The 25,310-nt window shown below is 73.9% G+C and carries 17 protein-coding genes; 5 read left to right on the top strand and 12 right to left on the bottom strand.

Annotated elements, in window-relative coordinates:
- Positions 1–127: 127 nt before the first annotated feature.
- Entirely contained in the window at positions 128–658 is a 531-nt protein-coding gene (locus ACIRQ9_RS13280; RefSeq protein WP_404171087.1) for a hypothetical protein, read from the bottom strand.
- Between the two features lie 323 nt (positions 659–981).
- Here ACIRQ9_RS13280 and ACIRQ9_RS13285 point away from each other — a divergent pair, with 323 nt between their 5' ends.
- On the top strand, positions 982–1,404 hold the full coding sequence (locus ACIRQ9_RS13285; protein WP_404171090.1) for a subtilase-type protease inhibitor: 423 nt from the start codon (positions 982–984) through the stop codon (positions 1,402–1,404).
- A 134-nt stretch (positions 1,405–1,538) separates the two neighbouring features.
- Here the strand turns inward: ACIRQ9_RS13285 and ACIRQ9_RS13290 are convergent, their stop codons facing one another.
- Both ACIRQ9_RS13290 and ACIRQ9_RS13295 read right to left on the bottom strand, forming a co-directional pair.
- A complete protein-coding gene (locus ACIRQ9_RS13290) occupies positions 1,539–1,922 on the bottom strand; it encodes an STAS domain-containing protein (RefSeq protein ID WP_404171093.1) in 384 nt (127 codons plus the stop codon).
- Positions 1,923–2,136: 214 nt separating this feature from the next.
- Positions 2,137–3,642 carry an MFS transporter gene (locus tag ACIRQ9_RS13295; protein ID WP_404171096.1) on the bottom strand — a complete coding sequence of 502 codons (1,506 nt, stop codon included), beginning with the start codon at positions 3,640–3,642 and terminating at the stop codon, positions 2,137–2,139.
- A gap of 272 nt (positions 3,643–3,914) precedes the next feature.
- Here ACIRQ9_RS13295 and ACIRQ9_RS13300 point away from each other — a divergent pair, with 272 nt between their 5' ends.
- A complete protein-coding gene (locus ACIRQ9_RS13300) occupies positions 3,915–4,445 on the top strand; it encodes an SRPBCC family protein (protein WP_404171099.1) in 531 nt (176 codons plus the stop codon).
- Between the two features lie 4 nt (positions 4,446–4,449).
- Here ACIRQ9_RS13300 and ACIRQ9_RS13305 read toward each other — a convergent pair whose 3' ends face one another.
- The 4 genes from ACIRQ9_RS13305 to ACIRQ9_RS13320 all read right to left on the bottom strand — a co-directional run bounded on the left by ACIRQ9_RS13305 (position 4,450) and on the right by ACIRQ9_RS13320 (position 10,639).
- A complete protein-coding gene (locus tag ACIRQ9_RS13305; RefSeq protein ID WP_404171102.1) occupies positions 4,450–7,266 on the bottom strand; it encodes an NHLP bacteriocin export ABC transporter permease/ATPase subunit in 2,817 nt (938 codons plus the stop codon).
- 1 nt (position 7,267) lies between these two features.
- Positions 7,268–9,499, bottom strand: a complete 2,232-nt coding sequence (locus ACIRQ9_RS13310; protein ID WP_404171105.1) for an NHLP family bacteriocin export ABC transporter peptidase/permease/ATPase subunit — start codon at positions 9,497–9,499, stop codon at positions 7,268–7,270.
- The gene (locus tag ACIRQ9_RS13315; protein ID WP_404171108.1) at positions 9,496–10,302 is read right to left on the bottom strand and encodes an HlyD family efflux transporter periplasmic adaptor subunit; all 807 of its coding nucleotides are present in this window, start codon (positions 10,300–10,302) and stop codon (positions 9,496–9,498) included. The genes ACIRQ9_RS13310 and ACIRQ9_RS13315 overlap by 4 nt, the downstream gene beginning before the upstream one ends.
- Positions 10,303–10,423: 121 nt before the next feature.
- Positions 10,424–10,639 (bottom strand): type A2 lantipeptide, encoded by a 216-nt coding sequence (locus ACIRQ9_RS13320; RefSeq protein WP_351327472.1) that lies wholly within the window; start codon positions 10,637–10,639, stop codon positions 10,424–10,426.
- 870 nt (positions 10,640–11,509) lie between these two features.
- On the opposite strand from ACIRQ9_RS13320, the gene ACIRQ9_RS13325 reads away from it, so the two are divergent.
- Positions 11,510–12,889, top strand: a complete 1,380-nt coding sequence (locus ACIRQ9_RS13325; protein ID WP_404171111.1) for a S1 family peptidase — start codon at positions 11,510–11,512, stop codon at positions 12,887–12,889.
- 97 nt (positions 12,890–12,986) lie between these two features.
- Here the strand turns inward: ACIRQ9_RS13325 and ACIRQ9_RS13330 are convergent, their stop codons facing one another.
- Positions 12,987–15,158, bottom strand: coding sequence for a SpoIIE family protein phosphatase (locus ACIRQ9_RS13330; protein WP_404171114.1), 2,172 nt, complete (start codon positions 15,156–15,158; stop codon positions 12,987–12,989).
- Positions 15,159–15,460: 302 nt separating this feature from the next.
- Here ACIRQ9_RS13330 and ACIRQ9_RS13335 point away from each other — a divergent pair, with 302 nt between their 5' ends.
- Positions 15,461–16,069 carry a LuxR C-terminal-related transcriptional regulator gene (locus tag ACIRQ9_RS13335; protein ID WP_404171117.1) on the top strand — a complete coding sequence of 203 codons (609 nt, stop codon included), beginning with the start codon at positions 15,461–15,463 and terminating at the stop codon, positions 16,067–16,069.
- A gap of 7 nt (positions 16,070–16,076) precedes the next feature.
- Here the strand turns inward: ACIRQ9_RS13335 and ACIRQ9_RS13340 are convergent, their stop codons facing one another.
- From ACIRQ9_RS13340 to lanKC, 4 genes are all read right to left on the bottom strand, one after another.
- Positions 16,077–18,017, bottom strand: coding sequence for an ATP-binding cassette domain-containing protein (locus tag ACIRQ9_RS13340; protein WP_404171120.1), 1,941 nt, complete (start codon positions 18,015–18,017; stop codon positions 16,077–16,079).
- Positions 18,014–19,717, bottom strand: coding sequence for an ATP-binding cassette domain-containing protein (locus ACIRQ9_RS13345; RefSeq protein ID WP_404171123.1), 1,704 nt, complete (start codon positions 19,715–19,717; stop codon positions 18,014–18,016). The genes ACIRQ9_RS13340 and ACIRQ9_RS13345 overlap by 4 nt, the downstream gene beginning before the upstream one ends.
- 101 nt (positions 19,718–19,818) lie before the next feature.
- The gene (locus ACIRQ9_RS13350) at positions 19,819–19,938 is read right to left on the bottom strand and encodes a SapB/AmfS family lanthipeptide (protein ID WP_404171126.1); all 120 of its coding nucleotides are present in this window, start codon (positions 19,936–19,938) and stop codon (positions 19,819–19,821) included.
- Positions 19,939–20,005: 67 nt separating this feature from the next.
- Positions 20,006–22,585: a class III lanthionine synthetase LanKC gene (lanKC, locus tag ACIRQ9_RS13355; protein WP_404171129.1), complete on the bottom strand. Its 2,580-nt coding sequence runs from the start codon at positions 22,583–22,585 to the stop codon at positions 20,006–20,008.
- Between the two features lie 196 nt (positions 22,586–22,781).
- On the opposite strand from lanKC, the gene ACIRQ9_RS13360 reads away from it, so the two are divergent.
- Positions 22,782–25,241: a SpoIIE family protein phosphatase gene (locus tag ACIRQ9_RS13360; protein WP_404171131.1), complete on the top strand. Its 2,460-nt coding sequence runs from the start codon at positions 22,782–22,784 to the stop codon at positions 25,239–25,241.
- Positions 25,242–25,310: the final 69 nt, after the last annotated feature.

The following is a 25,310-nucleotide window of genomic DNA, read 5'->3' on the forward strand; positions in this document are numbered from 1 at the left end:
TCGCCGCCGTTCGCCCCGGGACGCGCCGTCGCGCCCGCCCGGGGTGCCGCGGCGGCGGGCGACCGGTGCCTCTCCGCGCCGCCGTGTCCGGGTCCGTGACGGATGCCCCGGCCGTCGGCGGCGGGGCTCAGTCCTGACCGGTGTCCGGTCCCTGGGCACGGACCCGTTCCACGTGCTCCAGCGAGTCGCGGAGTTCGGACAGCCAGTCGTCGGTGTGCTTGTGGACCAGCCGTACGCACCACGCCAGCGCCTCACTGCGGCTGCGGGCCACCCCGCCGGCGATCAGCGTGTCCAGCACCTGGCGTTCGGGCTGCCGCAGCCGGGTCATCACCGGCGCCGCCACGTGCGTGAACAGGGCCCGCCGCCCGGCGCACTCCACGCCCCAGGACACCTTGCGGCGGTACTGGTGCTCCGCCTCCTGGGCCACCTCGATCCGCGTCTGGCGGGTGCGCTCCCGGAACTCCTGGATCCGGCCCTCCACGGCGGCCTCCCGCTCGGCGTCCGAGACGCCCTCGGCCTGGCGGGGCCCCGGTATCCGTCCCACGACGGTGATCTCCTCGCGGTCCACCGTCACCTCGACCAGTTCCTCGAACAGGTCGTCGGGCAGCCGCCCGGCGAACCAGCCGCGCAGCTTCTCTCGTTGCTCCTGAGTAATCATGTAATGACGATTACTCCGGCCCGACTCGAAGGCAAGGGCTTGCCGGGAAGTCCGCCGACAGCGGAAGCGGAATGTTTCAGGACGATTAACGAAGCGGCGGGAACCGGCCATTCGGCTGTTTCGAGCGATCAAGAACCGCTCCGTTGGGCGGTCGACGCCTGACAACTCTGTGACTTCACGCCACTGATTCAATACGCAATGTTACTGAAACCTGTGGGTTCGATGTGTGTTTCGACCGCGGACTCGGCAGAGTGGCGCCCGCCGCCCCGGCACCTACCGGGCCGTGGACGGCACCCGACGAATCAAGCGGAAGGATGCACACAATGCGAACCACCGCGCGCTGGGCAGCGACCCTCGGTCTCACCGCCGCCGCCGTCTGCGGACCCCTGACCGGGGCCTCCGTCGCCGCCCCGAGCTCGCTCTACGCGCCCTCGGCCCTGGTGCTCACCACCGGCCACGGAACGTCGGCGGTGACCGCCACGCCCGAACGCGCCGTCACGCTGAACTGCGCCCCCGGCGCCTCCGGCACCCATCCGGCGGCCGCCCAGGCCTGCGCGGAACTCCGCGGCGTGGCCGGTGACTTCGACGCCCTCGCGCCGAGAACCGATGTGTGGTGCACCAAGCTCTACGACCCCGTCGTGGTCACGGTCGAGGGTGTCTGGCAGGGCAAGCGCGTCTCCTACGAGCGCACCTTCGGCAACCAGTGCATGAGGGACGCCTACGGAGTCAGCGTCTTCTCCTTCTGAGCCCGGGATCGCACGGTCCTCGTGACTGCCGGAACAGGTCCGCAACTGGGGAGTGCGGCCCCTGGAACGGGGAACCTGCGATCTCGCCCCCGGGGGTCGGCGGACAGTGTGGGGCTGCCCGCCGACCCCCGGCATCACCGCCGCTCCCCGGCGCTCCCGTCCCGGGGCAGCCCGGGGAGCGGCGGGAACCTCCCCAGCAGACCCGAGGCCCTCAGCAGCCGCGGCACGCGGGGGCCTTCGCACACCAGCCGCAGCCGCCCGCCCCGTTCGCGGGCCCTGGCCTCGGCCCGGCACAGCACCCGCAGGCCCGAACAGTCGAGGAAGTCCAGCCGCCGCAGATCCACGAGCACGTCCGGCTCGGCACCTGCGGTGGCCGCGAGCAGATGCTCGGCGAGCAGATCCGCGGTGGCGATGTCGATCTCGCCGAAGACCTCGACGACGAGACACCTCCCGCGACGGCGGCTCCGCGCGCAGGAGTTGGCGGCGGGCAGCCCGGGCTCTTCCGCTTCCGGCGTCATCTCTGCTCCCCCTGGCACAGGGCGCGTACGGGACCGGTTGGTACCCGCCGGGAGCCCCTGCCATCCCTGATGCGGGCGGCGCAAGATCAGTTTCACTCGACTCGGTGAACTTCCTTGAAGTGGCTTGACTGAAGACGGTTCGGGAAAGGCGAAAGGCCGCCGTCTCCCTGCTGACGGCGACCCTTCGGTCTGTAGCGGCTCCGCGGATCTCGGATCACATGTGGACGACCGGTGCCGCGTCCGCGTCCTGCTGCGGCACCCCCTTGCGGAACAGCAGGAAGGCGATGACCGCGCCCGCCGCGAACATGCCCGCCGACCACCAGAACGCGGTGGTGTAGCTCTCGATCGTCGCCCGCGCACGCACCAGCTCGCTGGTGGCGTCCCGGCCGGTCAGGTAGTCCGTGGCCGCGCTCGCCGCGAGCGTGTTGAGCAGCGCCGTACCGATCGAACCGCCGACCTGCTGCATGGCGTTGACCGTCGCGGAGGCGACGCCCGCCTCGTCGGCCGTCACTCCGCCGGTGGCCAGCTGCATGGCCGCGGGCATGACCAGGCCGAGACCGAGACCGGTCACGATCAGCTGCGGCAGCACCGCGCTGACGTAGCTGGAGCCGACGCCGATGTCGGTCAGCCAGGCCATGCCGGCCGCGGAGACCGCGAAGCCGAGCGGGACGACCGCCTTCGGGCCGATACGCGGCACCAGCACCTGGGTGCCGACCTGGGCGGTGACCATCAGGGCGCCGATCATCGGCAGGAACGCCAGACCGGTCTTGGTCGGGCTGAACCCGAGGTTCAGCTGCAGGTAGTAGGTGAGGAAGAGGAAGACGCCGAACATGCCGCCCGCGGAGATCAGCACGGCGAGGAACGAGGCGCCCCGGTTGCGGTCCAGCAGGATGCCCAGCGGCAGCAGCGGGAACCTGGCCTTGGTCTGCCACCAGGCGAAGGTCACCAGGAGCACGACGCCGGCGAACAGGAAGCCCCAGGTCAGCGGCGAGCCCCAGTCGTGCGTCTCGGCGTTGGAGAAGCCGTAGACCAGCGAGAACAGACCGGCGGCGACCAGGACCGTGCCGGGCACGTCGAGCTTGGCGTTGCCGGCGTCGCGGTGGTTGTGCAGCAGTGCCATGCCGCCCGCGAAGGCGACGACCGCGATGGCGACGTTCACGTACAGCGTGGAGCGCCAGTCGAAGGTGTCGGTCAGGACGCCGCCGAGCAGCAGGCCCACCGCACCGCCGGCGCCGGCGATGGCGCCGTAGACGCTGAACGCCCGGGCCCGTTCACGGGCGTCGGTGAACGTGGTGTTGAGCAGCGAGAGCGCGGTCGGCGCGAGCAGTGCGCCGAAGGCACCCTGCAGGGCGCGCGCGGTGACCAGCATGCCGAAGCCGTTCGCGGCACCGCCCAGCGCCGAGACGGCGGCGAAGCCGACGACGCCGACGAGGAAGGCGGTCTTGCGGCCGAAGAGGTCGGCTATCCGGCCGCCGAGCAGCAGCAGGGAGGCGAAGCTCAGGGCGTACGCGGTGACGATCCACTGCCGGTTGCCGTCGGAGAAGCCGAGGTCGGCCTGGGCGGACGGCAGGGCGATGTTCACGATCGTGGCGTCGAGCACCACCATCAGCTGGGCGACGGCGATGACCGCGAGGATCCACCACCGCTTGGGGGAGGCGTCGGCCGGCGGTGCCTGCGTGGCACCGACGCGGACGTCGTCGGTCAAGGTCTTTTCGGACATGGGGGAACCACTCCAGGGAAGTCGTTCGGGATTGTTCGGGAAACCGTGCCGGGGCGGCGGCCGGGCCAGCCGCGAACGAAACGGTTTCGTACACATCGAGAGGGTAGACCACTTTCAGCGAAACGGCAACGTTTCGCAGGAGGCGGGACCGGCAGGCGTCGGCGGCACCCGGACGGCGCGCACCGCAGCCTCCTCGCGAGGGTGCGGACGGGATGAAAGAGTCGCCGCGGGAACACGGAAGCGACAGGACATTCTCCGGAGGACTGGTGCCCATGCCCGTCGAACTCACCGGCAGTCATCTCACCCTCGACGACGGCCGCCCCGCCGTCCGGTTCACCCGCACCTACGACCGGCCCGCCGAACGCGTCTGGCGGTTCGTCACCGACCCGGACGAGTCGGCCCGCTGGTTCCCCGCGCGTCTGGACGTCGATGCGCGTGACGGCGGCACCGTCCGGTTCAGCGGCGATCCCCGCCAGGCCGACGACACCGGCACGGTGCTCGCCGCCGACGCACCGCGGCACCTCTCCTTCACCTGGGGCGGCGACGAACTGCGCTTCGACCTCGACGCCGTGGGCCCGCGGCGCACCCGCTTCACCCTGACCCAGGTGCTGGCCGAGCCGGACACGGCCGCCCGCAACGGCGCCGGCTGGGAGGTGTGCCTGCTCGCCCTCGACGCCCTGGCCCGCGGCGAGGACCACGCCGGTCCGCACTCCGGGGACGCCGCCGACTGGCGGGAGTTCTACGACGCCTACCTGGACGCCGGCATCCCCTCCGGCGCCCCCGTGCCCGGCCTCGACGCCTGACAGGTCAGGCCAGCTGCCGCCGCACCAGCTCGTGCAGCCGCCCCCCGGTGTCGGCGAGCAGTTCGGCGGGCGGCCCCTGCTGGGCGACCTTGCCGTCCTCCATGACCACCACCCGGTCGGCGTCCATCACCGTCGAGAGCCGGTGGGCGATCACGATCCGGGTGGCGTTCAGCTTGCGGGTGCTCTCGATGACCGTGCGCTGGGTGTCGTTGTCCAGCGCACTGGTCGCCTCGTCGAAGAAGAGGATGCGCGGCCGCCGGATCAGGGCCTGGGCGATCATCAGCCGCTGCCGCTGGCCGCCGGAGACCGCGCCGCTCCCGGCGACGATCGTGTGCAGGCCCATCGGCATCCGCCTGATGTCCTCGGCGAGGCCCGCCATCTCGGCCGCCGCCATCGCCTCCTCGGCCGTGTACGGCTCGGTGCCGCAGATCACGTCCAGGATCGAACCGGTGAACGGCTGCGCGTGCTGGAGCACCACCCCGCACTGCCGGCGCACGGCGGACTGGTCGAGCGCGCCCAGGTCCTGACCGTCGTACAGCACGCTCCCCGAGACCGGTTTGTCGAAGCCGATCAGCAGCCGCAGCAGCGTCGACTTGCCGCAGCCGCTCGGGCCGACGACCGCCACGAACTCGCCCGGCCGCACGTCGAAGGAGACGTCGTCGAGGACGAGCGGACCGTCGTCGGAGTACCGGAAGGAGAGCCTGCGGGCCTCGATGCCGCCCGACAGCGGGCCGGGCCGGGTGCTCGCGGTGCGCACCTCAGGCGCCGCGTCCAGGACCGGCCTGATCTCCTCGAACAGCGGCAGCGCGGCGACCGCCGACACGAAGGAGCCGGTCAGCTGGGTGACGGAGGTGAGCAGCATCGTCACCGAGGTGTTGAAGGTGAGGAAGGCCGCCGCGTCCATGGCGCCCCGCGCCGGGCCCGCCAGCAGCATGAACATCAGCAGGGTGCAGACCGGCAGGTACACCGAACCCAGCACGGTGGTGAGGTTCTTGATCCGGCCCACCTTCTGCTGGAGTTCACGGCTGCGCGCGAACTCGCCCGCCCAGGCCGCGTACGCGTAGTTCTCGGCCGCCGCGACCCGCAGCTTGGGCAGGCCCCGCAGGGTCTGGAAGGCCTGGTTGTTCAGCTTGTTGCCGAGCACCACCAGCCGCCGCTGCCAGCGCACCTGCCACAGCCCGAGCCCGAGGAACAGGGCGCCGATCACCACCAGCATGCCGAGGGCGGCCAGCGCCATCGGGACGCTGAACCAGAACAGCAGACCCAGGTTCATCGCCCCGACGGTCACCGACTGGGCGACCACCGGGCCGGCCCCCGCCAGCAGCCGGCGGATCGCGCTGATCCCCAGGGCCGCGCTCGCCAGTTCACCGGTCGAGCGCTGCGTGAAGAACCGCGTCGGCAGCCGCAGCAGCCGGTCCCAGACGGCCGGCTGCAGGGTCGCCTCGATCCGGCCCTCCAGGCGGAGGATGGTCAGGTTCTCCAGGAGCGTGAACGCGGCCGACACCACCGCGCTGATCATCACCGCCAGACAGACCTGCACGATCAGGTTCGTCTGGGCCTTCGGCACGTAGTCGCCCAGCACCCGGCCGGTGGCGATCGGCACCAGGGAGCCGATCGCCACCGTCACCAGACCGGCCAGGAGCAGGCTGCCGAGATCGCCGCGGGTGCCCCGCAGACTGAACCGGAGCAGGCCGAACGGGGTGAGCGCCTTGTCGGGCAGCGGGCGGTAGAACATCACCGCGCGCGGCTCGAACTCCGCCGCGTTCGCCTTCTCGATCGGCGTCTCCCGGCCGGTCGCCGGATGCACGGCGACATAGCCGCCGCGCCGCCACAGCAGCGCGACCGGAGCACCGGACAGGGCGCGGTGACCGACCAGCGGTCCCACGTTCTCCCGCCACCAGCGGCCGTCCAGCCGCACCGCCCGGATCCGCACCCGGGACGCCAGGGCCACTCGCTCGACCGGGTCGATCCGGTCGCTCTCGGTGCCGCTCCGCGCGGGCTCGGCGAGCGTGATGCCGGCCGCCTGCGCGACCAGCCGGCACGCCGCGTAGGAGGCGTCGGCGTCCGCGGCGGTGGTCCGCTTGGCCGCCTTGCCGATGGAGGCCAGCAGCGTCCGGTCGGCCTGGGCGCGAACCGCCTCACCGGCCTTGATACCGGCCGCGGTACGGGTCTCATGGGTGTGTTCGAGCTGCTCGATCCACCGGTCCAGCGTGGTCAGCAGCCGGTACTGCTGGTCGACCATGCTCTGCCACAGGGCGGGGTCCATCAGCAGGTCGGCGGCGGCCTCCGCGCCGTACAGCGAGCCGTACTGCACGCTGCCCGGCGGCACCTGCATCCAGAAGACGTCGTCGTCGGCGGGGGCCGCGGCACGCTCGCCGGCGGCCATCGGGGCCTGGAAGAGGATCGACAGGCCGCGGCCGACGCCCAGCGCCAGCGCGTACTCCAGCGGGCTGGTCGTCGGCGGCACGTACTGCGGGTTGCCGTACGCGTCGTAGGACCAGGTCTGGGTGGCGGCCGGCTGGTAGAGCTCGCGCAGCCCCACGCGGTGCACCACGCAGTCCCGCAGCGGGCGGGCCACCAGGGTGTGCTGCGGGCCGGCGACCGGTCCGAGCAGCAGCGCGCCCGCCTCCAGCCGGCCCAGATGATGCCACTGGCCCTGCTCCGCCGCGTCCACCGCGAACAGGTCGAGGGCGCCGGCGACCACCAGCCAGAGCACCTGCGGGCCTTCGAGGTCGAGCCGGTTGTGGCCGGCGCAGTCGATGCGGGCGCCCAGTGAACCGAGCGCGCCGAGCACCAGGTCGCCGTCGTCTGCGGTCGTCATCTCATCGCTCCCTGACCAGCGCGGCGTACGCCCCGCCGTGTGCCACCAGCGCGTCGTGCCGCCCGCGCTCCACGACCGTGCCGTGCCGCAGCACGACGATCTCGTCGCTGTCGCGGACCGTGCTCAGCCGGTGCGCGATCACCACGCAGGCACAGCCGCGCCGGCGCAGGTTGTCCATGACCGTCAGCTCGGTCTCGGCGTCCAGCGCGCTGGTCACCTCGTCGAGCACCAGGATGCTCGGGCCGCGCACCAGTGCCCTGGCGATCTCCAGTCGTTGGCGCTGGCCGCCCGAGAAGTTGCGGCCGTCCTGCTCGACCCTGCTGTGGATCCCGCCCGGCCGGCGCGCCACCACGTCGTACAGCGCGGCGTCCCGCAGCGCCTCCACCACGGCCTCGTCCGGGATCGACGGGTCCCACAGCGCCACGTTGTCGCGCACCGACCCCTCGAAGAGGAACACGTCCTGGTCGACGAAGGACACGGAGGCCGCCAGCGCGCCGCGCGGGATGTCCTCCAGGCGTTGCCCGTCGATGCGGATCACGCCCTCCCAGGGGGCGTACAGGCCCGAGATCAGCCGGGAGACCGTCGACTTGCCGCTGCCCGAGCCGCCCACCAGGGCCACCTGGCGGCCGGGTCCCACGGTCAGGTCGAAGCCGGTCAGCAGCGGCTTGTCCAGCGGGCTGTAGCCGAAGGTGATGTTCTCCAGCTCGACATGGCCGTGCAGCCGCCGGGTGGAGTCACCGGCGCCGGGGCGGGCGTAGACCGGGTCGGCCTGGAAGTTCTCCACGTCCTTCAGCCGGGCCACGTCGGCCGCGAAGTCCTGGATCCGGCCCGCGACGCCGTTCAGGCGGGTCAGCGGGGCGGTGAAGCGGGTGACCAGGGACTGGAAGGCGACCAGGAGGCCGACCGAGATGCCGCCCTCGACCGCCCGCATCCCGCCGATCCACAGGATCAGCGCGCTGTTGACGGTGGCGAGCGTCGGCGCCACCACCCCGAGCCAGGCGCTCGGCACCCCGAGGCGCTGCTGCTCCTCCAGCGTGCTCGCGTGCTGCCCGGCCCACTTGCGGAAGTAGCCGTCTTCGCCGCCGGTCGCCTTCATCGTCTCGATCAACTGGAGGCCGGTGTACGAGGTGTTGGTGAGCCGCGCGGTGTCCGCCCGCAGCTTGGCCGTCCGGGTCGCGCGCAGCCGTACGACGAACCGCATCGCCACGATGTTCAGCAGCGCCACGCCGACGCCGAGGAAGGTGAGCTGTGCGTCGTAGGTGTACAGGAGCACCGCGTACAGGACCACGACCACGGCGTCCACGCCGGCCGCGGCCAGGTCGCGGGCCAGGGTCTCGGCCACCTGGTCGTTGGACTGCAGGCGCTGCACCAGGTCGGCCGGGCTGCGCTGGGCGAAGAAGGTCACCGGCAGCCGCAGCAGATGGCGCAGGAAGCGTGCGCTGGACAGCGTGGAGGAGACGATCCGGCCGTGCAGCAGATTGGCCTGCTGCAGCCAGGTCAGGGCCAGGGTGAGCAGCACGCAGGTGCCCATCGCGGCGAACAGCACGGTGAGCAGGGAGGTCTGGCCGCCGATGAGGAACATGTCGATGTACTGGCGGCTGAGCGCGGGCACCGCCGCGCCCACGACCACCAGCAGCAGACTGGCCAGCACCGCCGCCGGCATGGTGCCCGCGGTGCCGCGCAGCCGGGCCGGCATCGCGCCGAGGATCCCGGGCCTGCGGCCGCCCCGCTCGAAGCCGTCGCCCGGCTCCAGGACCAGGACGACGCCGGTGAAGCTGCCGTCGAACTCCTCCAGGGGCACGAACCGGCGGCCCTTGGCGGGGTCGTTGACGAACACGCCCCGGCGGCCGAAGCGGCGGCCCATCCCGTCGTAGACGACGTAGTGGTTGAACTCCCAGAACAGAATGGCCGGGGCCTGCACGTCGGCGAGGGCCGCCAGGTCCATCTGCATGCCCTTGGCCGTCAGGCCGTAACTGCGCGCCGCCTTCAGCAGGTTGCTGGCGCGCGAGCCGTCGCGGGAGACACCGCAGGCGATCCGCAGCTCCTCCAGCGGGACATGGCGGCCGTAGTGGCCGAGGACCATGGCGAGGGAGGCCGCGCCGCACTCGACGGCCTCCATCTGGAGCACGCTCGGGGTGCGGACCGCGCGGCCGCGGCCCTTGGGCACCGGCCGCTTGGGCGGGGCGGCGCGTCTGCGGCCGCGAGTCTCCTGGGTCTCCTGGGCGGTGGTCACGGGAGCAGCCAATCGACGGGGTGCTGGTCGGCCAGCCGGATCGCGCCCGAGGCCGGGGTCATGGAGTCGAGCGGGAACGGCGGCCCGTCCGCCGAGGACCACACGTAGCCGCTCTTCGTCCTCGGCGACGGATCCAGCCGGACCAGGACCGCCACCGGCCGGCCTTTCCTGGTGAACTGCTGGCCGAGCTGGTCGTCCCCGAGGAACGCGGAGATCGACTGGGCCGACTGGGCGGCCCGGTCCACCGACGTCACATGGCCGCGCAGCACCCCGTACTCCTGGGCCGACACCGAGGAGACGGTCAGGTCGACGGGCGCGTCCGCGGGAATCGCGGAGGCGTTCTCGGCCGGGACGTAGACCGTCGCGTACAGCGGGTCCGAGGCGTGCGCGATCTTCTCCACGGCGGCGACGTTCGCGCCGGTCCGGATGATCTGCCCGATGGTGGCGGCGAGCGCGCTGATCCGGCCCGCGGCGACCGTGCGCACGATCGCGTCGCCCTGCCGGGTGTGCACCTTCAGGACGGGTGCGCCGGCCGCCAGCCGTTCGCCCTGCCTGGCGAGGACGGCCGTGACCTGCCCGGCGACCGGGCTCTGCAGGATGTAACTGCCCTGCCCGTGGGTGAGGATGGCCTCCGCGTTCACCGTGGAGGCGACCGAACCGGTCACCGCCCACACCGAGGCCGCCGCCATCACGACGACGGAGACGGACAGCGCGAGCCAGCCCTGCGGACGGGCGAAGCGCACCGGGAGGTCGAGCTCCTCCGGTGACTGGAGCTTGGCGAGGGCCTGTTGGCGGAACTGCACGGAACTTCCCTCACCTGTGGGAGAGACGCTGGTGAAAAGGGTGTCCGAGGAGGTGCCTCAAGACACCCGTGAGCCCCGGGGCCGCGGTACGGCCCCGGGACTCAGCGGCAACATGGTGCGCTCAGATACCGGCGACCAGGTTGGTGACCGGCTGGGTGTTCAGGCCGGTGACACCCTCGACGGTGCCGACGACCGTGTTGACCAGGCCGGAAACCGGGGCGACGCCGTCCACCAGGCCGGTGACGGTGCCGAGCGCGTTCACGGACAGGCCGCCGGAGACGTTGTCGAGCTCGGCGTCGGAGATCTCGACGGTCTCAACCTGGGGGGTGGAGTTCATGATGGAACTTCCCTTCATATGGATATTCACAAGGGGGAGAGCGGCCCCGGACGGCCCGGAGGGGACAGTACGGATGGCCGCGACCGCAGGCACCGGGCGCCCGTCTCCGGGAGACCCGGACGGCCTTGCGGTGCGATGGATCAAAGCACGCGCCCGCTCCGCACATCCAATCAATCAGGCTCCCGACCTGGGCACTTGAGCGCCCAAGCGACTTATCCGTGCAGGCGTGGGCACGTCTTGCGGGCGACTCCTTCACACAGCGCACGACATCGTCGCGATCCCCCCGCTTGCCTTCCCCGAGGAGAATCCGGCACTCCGCGCCAAAGGCGCGGCAGGGGCGTGCGGTTGTGCAGATCCGTCGCCGCCCGTGACTCGCTTGAGCAGTGGATGTGCAGATTCCCTGAAGCAAGGATTCCGGTACGCGATCGCCACGGACCGTGAGTGCGCGTGTGCCGACCGTGTCGAACCGGAACGCCGTCGACACCCGGTGGGTCCGCGGGCCGAGCCCGCCGGGCCGCGCCGACGCCCGGCCCTTCGTCGCACATCGTGATGCCGGCGCCCACCGGCCGGCCCGCCGCGCCCGCCGGGCACCGAAGCGATCAGGACATCCGAACCGGTCACCGCACCGGAACGCCGTCGGCCGCCGTACCCCCGTCGTCGCTGCACAGCGGTTCCGGGCCGCCGCTGCCGCGGTCACCGCCACCGGGCCCGCCCCTCGGGCCGCGTGGCCGATTCGCCCTCGGTGAGAGGACGTCAGGAAACGGAACTGAACGCACCGTGTGACCCGCCCGTACCTATGGCCATCCAGGCGCCGCTCACGAACAACTGCCCCCACATGGCAGGCACTCCGTCCCTTGGAGGTCGAGAAGTTTGAGTCACAAGCGAATTCCGAAGCGCAAGGCCGCTGTCGCGGTGGGCGGAGTCGCGGCGCTCGGAGCCGCGGCCTTTCTGCTGCCGATGGCCAACGCGTCCCAGGACGACGCCGCCGGCGCCACCGCCCCCAGGACACTGAAGTCGGCGAGCGACGCCTCGGGTCTCGCCGCCCAGCTCCAAGGCCTGCTCGGCCAGGCCTTCGCGGGTTCCTACTACGACAGCGGCAGGCAGCAGCTCGTCGTCAACGTCATCAACGGTGACAGCAACACGGTCGTCCAAGCGGAGAAGGCCGGCGCGGTCGTCCGCCAGGTGCGCAACAGCAACTCCGCGCTGGCCGCCGTCGCCGGCACCCTCAGGAGCAAGGCGACCATGCCGGGCACCGCCTGGGCCGTCGACCCGAAGACCAACAAGGTCGTCGTCACCGCCGACTCCACGGTCACCGGCTCCCGGTGGGACTCGCTGCAGTCGACGGTGAAGGGCCTCGGCTCCGACATGGCGACCCTCAAGAAGTCGTCGGGCACCTTCAAGCCGCTGGTCTCCGGCGGCGACGCGATCTTCTCCCAGGTCGCCGACGGCACCGTCCGCTGCTCCCTCGGCTTCAACGTGACCGCCTCGGACGGCAGCCCCGCCTTCCTGACGGCCGGTCACTGCGGCGTCGCGGCCAAGGACTGGTCCGACTCCGAGACCGGCCGGCCGATCGCCACGGTCGACCAGGCCCAGTTCCCCGGCAACGGCGACTTCTCGCTCGTCAAGTACGACGACGCCACCACCCAGGCGCCGAGCGAGGTCAACATAGGCAACGGCCAGACCGTCGCCATCAACCAGGCCGTCGACGCCACCGTCGGCGAGACCGTGTTCCGGATGGGTTCCACCACCGGTCTGCACGACGGCCAGGTCACCGGCCTCGACGCCACCGTCAACTTCCAGAGCGAGACCGACCCGAACGGCGTCGACACCGTCACCGGTCTCATCCAGACCGACGTCTGCGCCGAGGCCGGCGACAGCGGCGGCTCGCTGTTCACCCAGGACGGCGGCGCGGTCGGCATGACCTCCGGCGGCAGCGGCGACTGCACCTCCGGCGGCGAGACCTTCTTCCAGCCGGTGACCACCGCCCTCCAGGCGACCGGCGCCACCCTCGGCGACGCGGGCGCGGCCGCGGGGGCCGGTGACGCCGGTGCCACGGCCGACCCGTCCGCCACCGCGGGCGACCAGAACGGCGCCGGTGACCAGGGCGGCGGCGACCAGATCGGCGGCGCCGACCCGTCCGCGACGGCCGGCGACCAGAACGGCACCGGCGACGGGACCGGCACCGGCGACGGGACCGGCACCGGCGACCCTTCGGGGACCGGGACGAACGACGGCTCGTCGTCCCACTGACCCGCCGCACACCCCACCGCCGGCCGCGGACGGCCGCGGACGGCGGACGGTCCGGCCCTCCGGCGGGAGGGCCGGACCGCGTCGCCCACCGCGTCCGTCAGCCGTCGGGGCATGCTCTGAGCAGGAGCACCGCGACATCGTCGACACGCTCCTGCGCCGCCGCACTGTGCCGCACGAGCGTGTCGGCGAGCTTGTCCAACGGCTGGCCGCCGTTCTCCGCCAGCAGCTCGCCCAGATCGACCAGCGCGTCCTCGATGTCCACACCCGGCGACTCGACCAGCCCGTCCGTGTAGAGGGCGAGCACCGAACCGGGCGCCAGGGACACCTCGGTGGTCGGGTACGTCGCCTCCGCGTCGATGCCGAGCAGCGGCCCGCCGGCCAGGTCGAGCACCCGCACCCGCCCGTCCGGGCGTCTCAGCAACGGCGGCGGATGCCCGGCCCGGGCCATGACCGCCCGCCCCCGTTCCGGATCCAGCCGCAGATACAGGCAGCTCGCGAACAGATCCGCCCCGGAGTCGATGAGGAGCCGGTTGGTGCTCCGCATCACCTCCTCCGGCGCCTGCCCGACGGTCGTGAAGGCCCGGACACCGGTACGGATCTGTCCCATCAGACCGGCCGCCGTCACGTTGTGCCCCTGCACGTCCCCGATCACCGCCGCCGCCAGCGGCCGGGTCGGCACCAGGTCGTAGAAGTCGCCGCCGATCTCCATGCCGTGCATGGCCGGCAGATAGCGCGCGGCCGCCTCGATGCCGGGCGGCGGAGTCAGCGAGTGCGGCAGCAGGGCCGCCTGCAGCCCGTGCGCCAGCTGGTTCTTCGCGTCGTAGAGCAGGGCCCGTTCGAGCGCCTGCGCGATGAGACCGCCGAGACTGGTCAGCACGGCGCGCTCGTCCGCGGGGAAGACGTGCGGCTCGGCGTAGGCGAGGACGCAGGTGCCCACCGGCCGGCCGGACGCGATCAGCGGCAGGTACGCCCAGGCGGCGAAGCCGTCCGGGGTGTCGTTCCGGCCCGGATACAGCCGCTCCAGCTGCTGCCTCGACTCGAAGAACGCGGGCACGCCGGTGTTCAGGACATGGGTGCCGGGAGTCCGTTCGGCCAGCGGCAGGCCGTCGAAACGCTCCACGGTCCGCGGGTCGTCGTAGCCGCGCTGCCCGAGGACGTGCAGCCGCCCGCCCCGTGGCCCGAGGACCACCAGCGCCTGGCTGCCGACGGCCGGGGCCACCTCGTCGGCCACCAGCTGCACGACGTCCTGCACCCCGACGGCCTCCGTCAGCGCCCCGGCCAGGCTCAGCAGCTGCGAGATGGTGACGAGCCGGGAGCCGGGCACCGCGTCGGCACGCGGCAGCGCGCCCACCATCTCCGCGACCGCCCGTGCCCGGCTGATCCGGGTGGTCAGACCGGTGGTGCTCGGATACATCCGGAACGACAGCCAGTCGCCCGGCGGCTTCAGCGCCACGAACGACGTCACGTGCTGGCTGATCAGCGCCGCCCGGTACCGGTCCTCGTACATCGGGTCGTTCAGCCAGGGCACCGACACCCACGGCTGGGTGCCCAGGAGGTCCGCGATCCGCGCGCCGAGCAGGTCGGCGGCCGCCGAGTTGGCGAACGCGACCCGCCCGTGCAGGTCGAGCGAGATCAGTCCGTACGGCAGCCGTCCCACCATCCGGGCCGCTTCCACCGTGCCCAGCGTGCCCGCCACCCCGGACGGCGGCGCGGCCGGCAGGTCCGGTTCGGCCCGCAGCGGCCGCTGCTGCCGGGCGGACCTGGCCAGCCGCTTCGCCAGCCGGCCGGCCGCCGCGGTCAGCTCCGTCCGCTCCCGGTCGGAGAGCACCGTCGGGTGCGCACCGGGCCAGGTCACGTACAGCGCCCCGAACACGGTGTCCGCCGTCGCCACCGGTACCGCGGCGAGCGCGAACGGATAGGGGAGCACCACGGCGATCCGCGGATACCGGCGCGCCATCTCCTCCTCGCCGCCCACCCACACCAGGCGCCGCTCGCGCACAGCCTCGGCGACCGGGATCGGCGTGCTCAGCCCGACCCGCTCCCAGGGCGCGACGAACGCCCGCGGCAGCCCCGCCGTCACCGCGATCTCCAGGACCGGCTCGCCGGCCGCGAGGAGATAGATCGCGCCGGAGTGCGCCTGGACCTCCTCCATCAGGGAGGCCAGCGCGAACGACAGCAGCGGCGGTCTGCCGGGCCGGACGGCGGCGCCCGCACCCGCCTTCGGGCCCGGTGCCGTCGGCGCGGGAGGGGCCCCCGTCGTGTCCGACACGCCCGACCACCTCCTCGTCCGGCCGCGCGTCGCGTCCTCGGGGTCAAGACTCCCTCGCGGCGGCGACCGGCGCACGGCGAGAGCGGCGGGGGAGGCCGCGCCAGGACGCCTGCGCGTACCCCGTTCGCCCGGGCACATTCCCCCGCATCCGAAGCGCGCGGCGACTCATGGGCGCCGGGCGTGCGCCCCCGCGCGCCTGGATGGCCGGATCTTCGCGCCCATGAGCCGTAGGGGACGCCAAGAATGGGGCACGCGTTCAACACCATGAACCGAAGAGCCGAAGGACGGCTGAGGGGGCGGCGGTGATCCGGGTACTTCTGGTGCACGACGCGTGTCTGGTGAGGTCGGTCCTGGCGGAGTGGTTACGCCGGGAACCCGACCTCCGGGTGGACGACACGCCGTGGCACAACGCCCGCGGGCGCGTCAGGGCGGACCGGCCCGACGTGTGCGCGGCGGACCTCGACAGCTCCGGCACCCACGGTGTGCCCCCGCTGGCCGACCTGCGTCCGGTGGACACCGGGTGCGCGCCGCCGCGGCTGGTCGTGCTTGCCGGTGCGAACAGGCCTGGACTGCTCAAGCGGGCCGCGGAGGCGGGGGCGCTCGGGTACGTCGACAAGGAGGGCGCGCCGGAGCGGCTGGTGGAGGCGATCCGGCGCGCCGCCGAGGGGGAACGTTTCGTCGACGACTCGCTGGGCTTCGGATTCCTCCGCGCCGCCGAGATCCCGCTCACCAGACGGGAGCTGAGCGTGCTGGAGCTGGCGGCGGGCGGGGCGTCCATCGCGGAGATAGCCGGGAGCCTGCACCTGTCGAACGGGACGGTCCGCAACTACATGGCGGCGATCACCCGCAAGACCGGGGCCCGCAACCGGGTCGACGCCATCCGGATCTCCCAGGGCGAGGGATGGCTGTGAGCGCCGCTCAGCGAGGGGCCGGCTGCCCCGCCGGGGCCGCCAGGTCCTGGTAGAGGGCGCAGCCGCGCAGCAGCTCCGCGTGGCTGCCGTACGTGGTGCGCGGGCCGTCCATCACCAGGATCCGCTCGGCGCGGGCGGCGGAGGAGATCCGGTGCGCGACCACCACCAGCGCGGACCCGGGCCGGGCGGCGAAGGCGCGTTCGGCGCGGGCCTCGGCCGCCGGGTCGAGATGACAGGTGGCCTCGTCGAGCAGGGCGAGCGGCGCGCGGGAGAGGTAGGCGCGGGTGAGCGCGATCAGCTGCCGCTCGCCCGCCGACAGCTCCGCCGGGCGCACCGGCGCGCTCGGGCCGCCGCACCGCTCCAGCAGCGCGGTCAGCCCGACCGCCGCCGCGGCGGCCAGCAGCTCCGGCTCCGGGACCGGGTCCGGACGCAGCATCCCGAGGTTCTCGGCGAACGTGCCCGAGTGGACGTACGCCTCCTGCGGGATCAGCAGCCGCAGCGCGGACGCGCGTGCCCCGGGCACCGGGTGCCCGTAGACCCTGACCTCGCCGCGGGACGGGACGAGCAGGCCGGCGGCCACCGACGCGAGCGTCGACTTGCCGATCCCGCTCGGCCCGACCACCGCGAGGTGACCGCCCTCCGCGACGCACAGGTCGAGTCCGTCGAGCACGGGTGTGCTCGCGGGGCCGTAGGCGAAGGTGACCCCGGCGAGGGCGAGAGCGGGCGCCGCGACACGGGCCGGGCCACCCGGTCCGGCCCCGGCGGCCGGGCGGTCCTCGGACGCGGCCCGTACTCCTGCGAGTGCCCCCGCTCCGGGCCCGGGCGCCGTGGCGTCGACGGCCTCGCGGGGCTCGCCGGGGGTCCGGGGGCGGGGGAGGGCGTGCGGCGCGGTGGGGTCGGCGGGGTGTCCGGGGGGCGCGGAGGCGGTGGGTCGGTGGGGCTCGGCGGTCCGACGTGGGTCCGGGAGGGCGTGGTGAGCGTGGCCGCGCGTCGGGTCGGCGGGTGTGCCGGGCGCCGCGGGGGCGGTGGCCTCGCCGGACGGGACGGTGTCCGGGCGGAGCCTGCGCAGGACGACCGTGAGGCGGGCGCCGCCGGTGCCCAGGCCGTGCACGAGGTTCTGCAGGGCGGGCAGCAGGGACTGGCTGACGTAGGCGAGCGCGCCGACCAGGGCGCCCGTGGTCACCCCGTGGGCGAGCAGCCAGGGGGCGGTGGCGAGGAGCAGGACCAGGGGCAGCTGCCCGCCGACCGCCAGGGCGGCCACCCGCAGCACGCTCCACCGGGCCAGGGACCGGGCCGCCCGGAACTCGGCGTCGACCCGGTCGCCGACGCGCTCGGCCACGCGGCTCTCGGCGCCCGCCGCCGTGACGTCCCGCAGCCCCGGGCACACCTCGCCCAGTTCTGCCGCCAACGCCTCGTCGGCGACAAGGAACGCCTCCTGCCGCCGGGCCAGCGGACGCAGCGTCGCCGCGAACAGGCCGAGACCGGTGAGGAGCGGAGCGAGGACGACCGGCAGCAGCGGCGGCGCCAGGGCGCACAGCCCGGCGAGGGCGCCGGCGGCCGTGAAGACGAACGACCGGGACACCATGACCAGCCCCGCGAGCGTGTCCCGGGCGAGTTCCACCTGCTGGGTCAGTCCCGACAGCGCTGCCCGGTCGCCCTCCCGCACCCCGCGCGCCACCACTCCCGCCACCAGCCGGTCCCGCACCGGTTCCACGAGGTCGGCGACGACCCCGTACACCCGGCGCGTCCCGACCGCCCCGGCGCCCACCCCGAGCGCGCCCGCCGCGAGCCAGCGCAGTCCGGTCCCGGCGTCCCCGGCCAGGAATCCGGCGTCCAGCGCGCGGGCCAGGGCGTACCCGAGGAGGAACGTCTGCCCCGCCTCCAGCAGCGACCAGAGCGCGAGGCGGGCCAGGGCGGTCCCGCGCACCCGGAGCAGCCGCCCGGTCACCGTGTCGCCTCCTCGGCTTCAGGCGCCGCGAACACGGCCCGGTACTCCGGGTCCCGCCACAGCCTGGCGTGCGTCCCCACCGCGCGCACCCGGCCCCCGTCCAGCCAGGCCACCGTGTGCGCGCGGGCCGCCGTGTCCGCGCGGTGGGCGACGATCAGCCGGGTCGGGCCGGGGCCCGGGGCCAGCAGGGACTCGGTGATGCGGTGCTCGGTGACCGTGTCGAGGCTGGAGAGGGCGTCGTCGAGGATCAGCAGCCGCCCGGGGTGCGCGAACGCCCGGGCCAGGCCCAGGCGCTGGGCCTCGCCGCCGGAGCGCGGCGCGTCGCGCAGCCGGGTCGCGCCGCCGTCGGGCAGCCGGCCGATGTAGGCGTCGGCGTGGGCCCGGCGCGCGGCGGCGGCGATCTCGGCGGGGGAGGGCGCGGTGAGGCCGAAGGCGATGGTGTCCGCGACGGTCGTACCGAGGAGCGCCGGGCGGGCGAAGGCGTAGGTGACGGCGCGGCGCAGTTCGTGGTGGGGGAGCGCGGGCAGCGGGACGCCGTCGAGGAGGACCTCTCCCGCGTCCGGGTCGGTGAGCCGGCCCGCGAGGGCGGCCAGCAGGGACTTGCCGGTGCCGGAGCGGCCGACCACCGCGAGGACGCTGCCGCCGGGGACGGTCAGGTCGATGCCGTCCAGGACGGCCCGGCCGCCGGGACGCGCCACCACCCCGACCAGGTCCAGGCGGCCGGGGCCCGGCGGGAGCGGGCAGGTGCCGTGCACGGGCGCGGGGCACGCCGTCAGCTCGGCCAGGCGCCGGGCGGACGCGCGGGCCCGGGCGAGCGCGGCGAGCCGGCCGACCAGCACGCCGACACCGGTCGCGAGGACCGCGTAGCGGGAGGCGGCGAGGACGTCGCCGACCGAGATCCGGTGCCGGCAGAGCAGCCAGCCCGCCACCGCCACGACGGCGAGCTGGAGCAGCGGGCCCACGGTGACCGCCCGCGCGGCCGCCCGGCCCTGCACCCGCCACATGCGGTGCCCGGCGCGGCCGAGCGCGGGCAGCGGGCGCAGCACGCGGGCCGTCTCGCGGTCCTGGAGGCCGCCCGCGGCGATGGTCCGCCGGCCGTCGACCGCCTCCGCCAGCCCCTCCGCGATCCGGCCCTGCTCCCGCTGGTACTCGGCCACGCAGGCCGAGGTGTCACGGGTGAACGCCCGCAGCAGCAGGGCGAGTACGGGGGCTCCGGCCAGGAACACGGCGGCCAGCCACGGGTCGACGACGCCGAGCGCGACCACGCCTCCGACCGGGCCGGCGAACGCGGCCAGCAGGGCGGCGAGGGCGGCGGGTCCGGTGCCGGCCTGCGCGGCGTTGCCGACCAGCCGGGCGACCAGGTCCCCGGCGCCGAACCGGGTCGGCGCGCGCGGCCCGAGGGCCAGCACGTGCGCGGTCAGCCGGCCGCGCAGCCCGGCCGTGGCCCGGGCGTCGACGGTCCCGGCGAGCACGCTCGCGGCCGCGTCCAGGACCGCGAGCAGCAGGACCAGGGCGGCGGACCTGCCCACCCACCCGGCCGCCGGGCCGTGCGCCAGCAGCAGGTCGAGGGTCCGGCCCAGGACGGCGGGCAGCAGCAGGCCGGCGGCCGTGGCGGCGGTGCCCACCAGGCACAGGGCGGCGCAGCGCACACCGGCGTGGCGCAGGGCGGTGCGTGAGAGGTCGTGAGCGGGTTCTGTCATCGGCCGTGGGCCTCGCCTCGGGTGACGGCTTTCGGCGAAGGCCCCGGACGGGCCCCCTCCCGCGGGAGAGGGCCCGTCCGGAGCCGTGTTCGTGGTGTCGCTCAGAGACAGAGCAGGATGCTCGCCGCCGAGACGCACGACAGGAGGCTCACCGTGCTCGCGCCGCCGCCGCCGTCGTGACGCTCGTCGGACTCCAGGGTCTGCAGGTCGAGAAGGGCCATCGGGTGTCCTTTCCTGGGACCGGGCGGTCCCTTGGTGTTGTGGGAACGGGGTGGTGTCACGGCTCCGTCAGTGCGCGGAACCGCGTGCGGGGGCCGCCGGTGGCGGCGGGAGGAACGGCAGGTGGGCGGCGCGGTCGCCGTCGAGGGCGGCGGTCAGCGCCAGCAGGCACCCGGCGGTTCCGGTGGCGAGGTCCATGGAGAGCCGCATCATCTGGTGCCCGGGGAAGGCGAGCTGGCCCTGGTAGGCCATCGCGAACCAGCCGAGCCCGTCGACCTGGGCGGCGAGCCGGGCCGGGTCGGCGCCGGTACGGGCGAGGTGCAGGATCATTCCGGCGCGACCCTGGAAGAGGCCGGGCTGGGCGTAGAACCGCGAGGTGGCGGCGGTCAGCACCGCGGTCCTGGCCCGTTCGAAGACCCCGGTCGGGTCCGCGCCGAGGGCGAGCCGGTCGTCGAGGACCAGCCCGATGCCCGCGCTGCCGTCACCGAGGTAGGGGAGCGTGCGCCAGCCCTCGTCGACCTCCAGGCCGCCGCCCTTCTGCACGACGCAGCGGTCCAGGTCCCAACGCAGTGCCGCGTCGGCCGCGGCCAGCAGGTCCGGCTCGCCGGTCCGTTCGTACCGCCGCAGCAGGAACAGCGCCGTCCCGGTCGCACCGCGCAGCAGTCCGGCGCGCCGCCGTGGCCCGTCCGGGAGCGGTTCGGCGAGCCGTCGTACGAGGATGCCTGCGGCCTCCTCGGCCCGTGCGCGCAGCTCCGGCTCGCCGGCCGAGTCGGCGAGGGCGTCCAGCACCAGGCCCAGGCCGGCCAGGCCGCCGTGAAGGTCGGAGGAGAGGTTGCGCCAGTTCTCCCGCAGGATCCCGGTCATGAGGTCCAAGGCGCGCTGCCGGTGGCCGAGTCCGTCCAGCACGTGGGCGACGCCGGCGAGACCGTCGTACAGGCCGAGCGGGGTGCCGGGCGGCGGCGGTGCGGTGTGGTCGAGCAGCCAGCGCTCGCCCTCGTCGTAGCGTTCGGCACCGGCCCGGTCCAGGGCGTACAGCACGCCCGCCGCGCCGTGCGCGAGACCGAGTCCGCCGCCGTCGCCGAACTGGGCGATGTCCCCGGGGAAGAGCCGGTCCTCGCGTTCCGGGGTGGCGGAGGCGAGGATCGCCTTGACCATCGAGTCCCTGCTGTGCGGCCAGTCCGCCGGGACGACGGGACGCGCGGCCGGCGCACCCCGGCTGATCTCCGCGACCGCCTCGTCGAGGAAGGCCCGCGGCACGTCGGGGAACTGGTCCGCGACGACGTCCGCGAGATGGGCCGCCTTGCCCCGGTCGACGACGAACAAGGTGGTGACCGGCAGGAACAGGGCGATCCGCAGACAGGCGAGCGCGTACCGGTCGACGTCGAGACCCCTGCGGTCGGGCGGTGCGAAGAAACCCGGGTGGGCCACGACCTGACGGCCGTTCTCCGCGACGGGCGCGGCGGCCTCGAAGTCGACGAGGAACACCGACTCCTCGTCGGGTGCGACCATGATGTTGAAGACGTGCAGGTCGTTGAAGACGATCCCGCGCGCGTGCACCGCCTCGACGGCCTCCGTCACCTGCCGGTGGACGCGCAGCGCCCACCGCGTGTAGGCGCGCACGGCGGCCGGATCGGGGTCCGGGACGAGCAGCGGATGCCGTTCGGCGAAGAAGGCGTTGAGCGGGCGGCCCTCCAGGAAGTCCATCACCAGGAACCGGTGGTCGCCCAGCGTGAACCAGTCCCGTACCTCCGGCACCACCCCGGTGCCGGCCACCGCCTCCAGAGCGGCCTTCTCCCTGCCCAGCCGGGCGACGGCGTCGGCGCCGTCGGCCGCGAGTCCCGCGTGCGGCCGCGCCTCCTTGAGCACCACCCGCCGTCCGTCCCGGGTGTCGGTGCCCGTGTAGACCCCGCCGCCGTTGGAGAAGTGCAGCGCCTTCTCGATCCGGTACGGCAGCTCGCCCACCGTCGTGGCGTCCCGCGCCGCCAGCTGCGGCCGCAGGAACTCCGGGAGTGTCACCCACTCGGGCACCTGGAAGGACGGCGCCCGCCGGTCCGGCACCAGTCTGCCGTCGCCGTCGCGTACCGCCATGACCAGCGAACCGCGTTCGTCGACGACGTACCTGCGGGCGAACGCGCCGTAGCGCACGTACAGCGGCCCCTCGTGCCAGCGCAGGTCGGTCAGGATGTACGGGCCCTCGAAACCCTCCAGCAGCGCGCCGAGTTCGTGCAGGATCACGCGCAGCCGGTCGTCGTCGGACGGGTAGACGGTCACGAACTTGCCGCTGGTGTCCCGGCCCGCGTACTTGGCGTTGCGCAGGTGCAGCAGATGCGGTCCCGGAACGAACTTGAACGGGATGCGGCGCGGCACGCAGTAGTCCCACACGATCGCGGCGATCCGCTCCGCGTCGGCCCGGGTGGCCGAGGAATGGATCTTCCAGCCCTGCTCGGGCGACGGCAGCGGCGCGCCGTCCGGCCCGACCGGCGTCATGGTCAGCCAGTCCCCGGACCGCGCCGCCCGCCAGCCCTCCGGCACCGCGCGACGCGCCGTCGTGAACAGCGGTTCCTGCTGCGCGCCGCCGGTCCCGAGCCGGTCGGGCGTGTCGTAGAAATGCCCGTCGGCGAGCGCGTACACCTCGTACCGTCCGTCCATCCGCCGCCTCCTCCGTGGCCCGGCACCGACACTCGCAGGCGCCGCACGGTCGCGGACAGTCATGTCTGTCACGAGGTCGCCGTGCGGAACGCACGGGTCAAGTCATGTTCGGTGCCTTTCGAGCGGAACGGGCCGGTCTCTCCACGGAACGGTCACAGGGGCTGCGCAGACGGCTCATAAGCGCTGTAATGGCGGCGTGGTCAGTGAGGGCGCTGCGGTTCGCGGAATCGGAACGGAGCGCGCCGAAATCGCCCTCGAAACGCTCACGGGCGATCCCGGCGCACCCGACCGGCTCCGCCGCGTCCTCGAACTGGCCCTGGTGTTCGCCGGTGCCGCGTTCGCCGGGGTGTACGCACCGGGCGACGACGGGACGGTCCTGCGGCTGGCCGAGTCGGCCGGACTGCCCCGCACCTTCTTCGGACTGCGCGACGCCTACCCGGCCGTGGGACAGTCCCCGGCCGCCGAGGCGCACGGCACCGGGCGGATCCGCTGGCTGGGACCCGAGGAACTGGCCGACTGCCCGGAGGCGCGGCGCACCCCGTCCCAGGAGTTCTCGCTGGGGGTCGTGCCACTGCCCGGCCGTGCCGGACTCCTGACCGTGGTGAGCGAGCGGGACGGCGGCTTCGACCCCGAGGAGCGCGCCTGCCTGGAACTGATCGCCGGCGCGATCGCCCTGCCCGCCCCGTTCCCCGGCGTCCCGGAGACCGGCGACCTGCCCGCCGACGCGTTCAGCCTCGCCATGGACACCGGCCGCATCGAGGTCGGAGACGGCATCCTCGGCCTGTTCGGCATGGACCGGGACGAGTTCGACGGCAAGGTCGAGACGCTGCTGGGCCGTACCGTGCCCGAGGACGTGCCCGCCCTGATGTCCGTCGTCGAGGCCGACCACATGTCCATCGGCGACCGGGAGCTGGAGTTCCGGATCCTCGACCCCACCGGCTCGCCCAAGTGGCTGCGGCTGCGCGGCCGCATGGTGCCGGCCGCCGAGGGCGGCCCCGCCCGGCTGGCCGGCACCGTCGCCGACGCCTCCACGCTCCGCTCCGACGTCACCGACGTGGCCCGGGTGCAGCGGCTCGCCGCCGCCCTGGCCACCGCCGGCACGGTCAAGGACGTCGGCCAGGCCGTCGTCACCGCCCTGCGCGGCCCGCTCAAGGCCGACCGCATCGCCCTGGCCGAACTGGAGAACGAACGCCTCGTCGTCACCGTCCTGGACCCGCCGGAAGCGGAGTCCTGGCCGGAGCTGTGGCGCAGCGAGTGGCGCACCGAATGGCCGGACGCCCCGGTGCGCGCCATGCCCACGCTGGCCGCCGTCCTGCGCGAGGGCCGTCCCCGGATCTGGCCCGCGCCCACCACCCTGGAACCCGCCCTCGCCGAGGTCGGGCCCGGCGGACTCGCCGTCCTGCCGCTGCCGGCCGGCGGCCGCATGGCCGGCGCCTGTCTGATCGGCTGGGACAGCCCGCACGACTTCGGCCCCGACGAACGCGCCCTGCTCACCGCCTCGGCCGGTCTCGCCGGAGAGGCCCTGATGCGCGCGCACGCCTTCGACGCCGAACACGAACTCGTCGGCATGCTCCAGCGCGCCCTGCTGCCCCGCCGGCTGCCCCTGCTGCCCGGCGGGGTCGCCGTCGCCCGCTACCTGCCCACCACCGCCGGCGGGCTGGAGGTGGGCGGCGACTGGTACGACGTGATCCCGCTGATCGACAACCACGTCGCCCTCGTCATCGGCGACGTCCAGGGCCACAGCGCCGCGGCCGCCACCCTGATGGGGCAGATGCGCACCGCGCTGCGCGCCTACGCGACCGAGGGGCACACGCCCGACGTGGTCCTCTCGCACGCCAACCGGCTCCTCGTGGACATGGAGAGCGACCTCTTCGCCACCTGCTGCTACGTCGAGGTCGACATGGAGGCCGGTACCGCCTGGTGCGTGCGCGCCGGGCACCTGCCACCGGTCCTGCGCCACCCGGACGGCAGCACCGAGGTCTGCCGGACCGACGGCGGCCCGCCGCTCGGCGTGCTGGACCGGGCCGACTTTCCCATGACCCAGCTCAGCCTGCGCCCCGGCACCCTGCTGGCGCTCACCACGGACGGCCTGGTCGAGTCGCCCGACACGGACATCGACGAGGGCATGCGGCGCTTCGCCCGCGACCTCGGCGCCTGCGACCCCTCCCACCTCGGCCTGGTCGCCGACAGCCTGCTCGGCAACGCCCACCGCACCGACGACGTCGCCCTGCTGCTGATGCGCTACGACGGCATGTCCCTGCGCCCGCTGCGGGAGAGCTGGACGGTGTGGCGGGTGCCGGAGGCGGCCCGGCACGCCCGCCGCTTCAGCCGCCGCACGCTGCGCTCCTGGGGCGTCACCGACGACGCCATGGACGCGGGCCTGCTGGTCGTCTCCGAACTCGTCACCAACGCCCTGATCCACACCGACGGCCCGGTCCGGCTGGATCTGACCCAGGTCGACCACCGGCTGCGGATCGCCGTCGCGGACGCCTCGCCGCGCAGCCCGGTCAAGCCCGCGAACATCGGCTGGGAGGCCACGGGCGGCCGCGGCATCCTGCTCGTGGAGGCCATGTCGTCGGCCTGGGGGACCGTGCCGGTGAGCGGCGGCAAACAGGTGTGGGCGGAAATGCTCCTGCCGGAGCGAGCGCCGGACTGAGGACCGCGGGGGGCGGGCGTCCGGCCGTCTCGGGAGGCGCGGCGCGGCGGCCGTCCTTAGTGTCCTTTA

Origin of the sequence: Streptomyces sp. NPDC101237 (assembly GCF_044767465.1) — a bacterium.
GTDB classification, from domain to species: domain Bacteria; phylum Actinomycetota; class Actinomycetes; order Streptomycetales; family Streptomycetaceae; genus Streptomyces; species Streptomyces gramineus.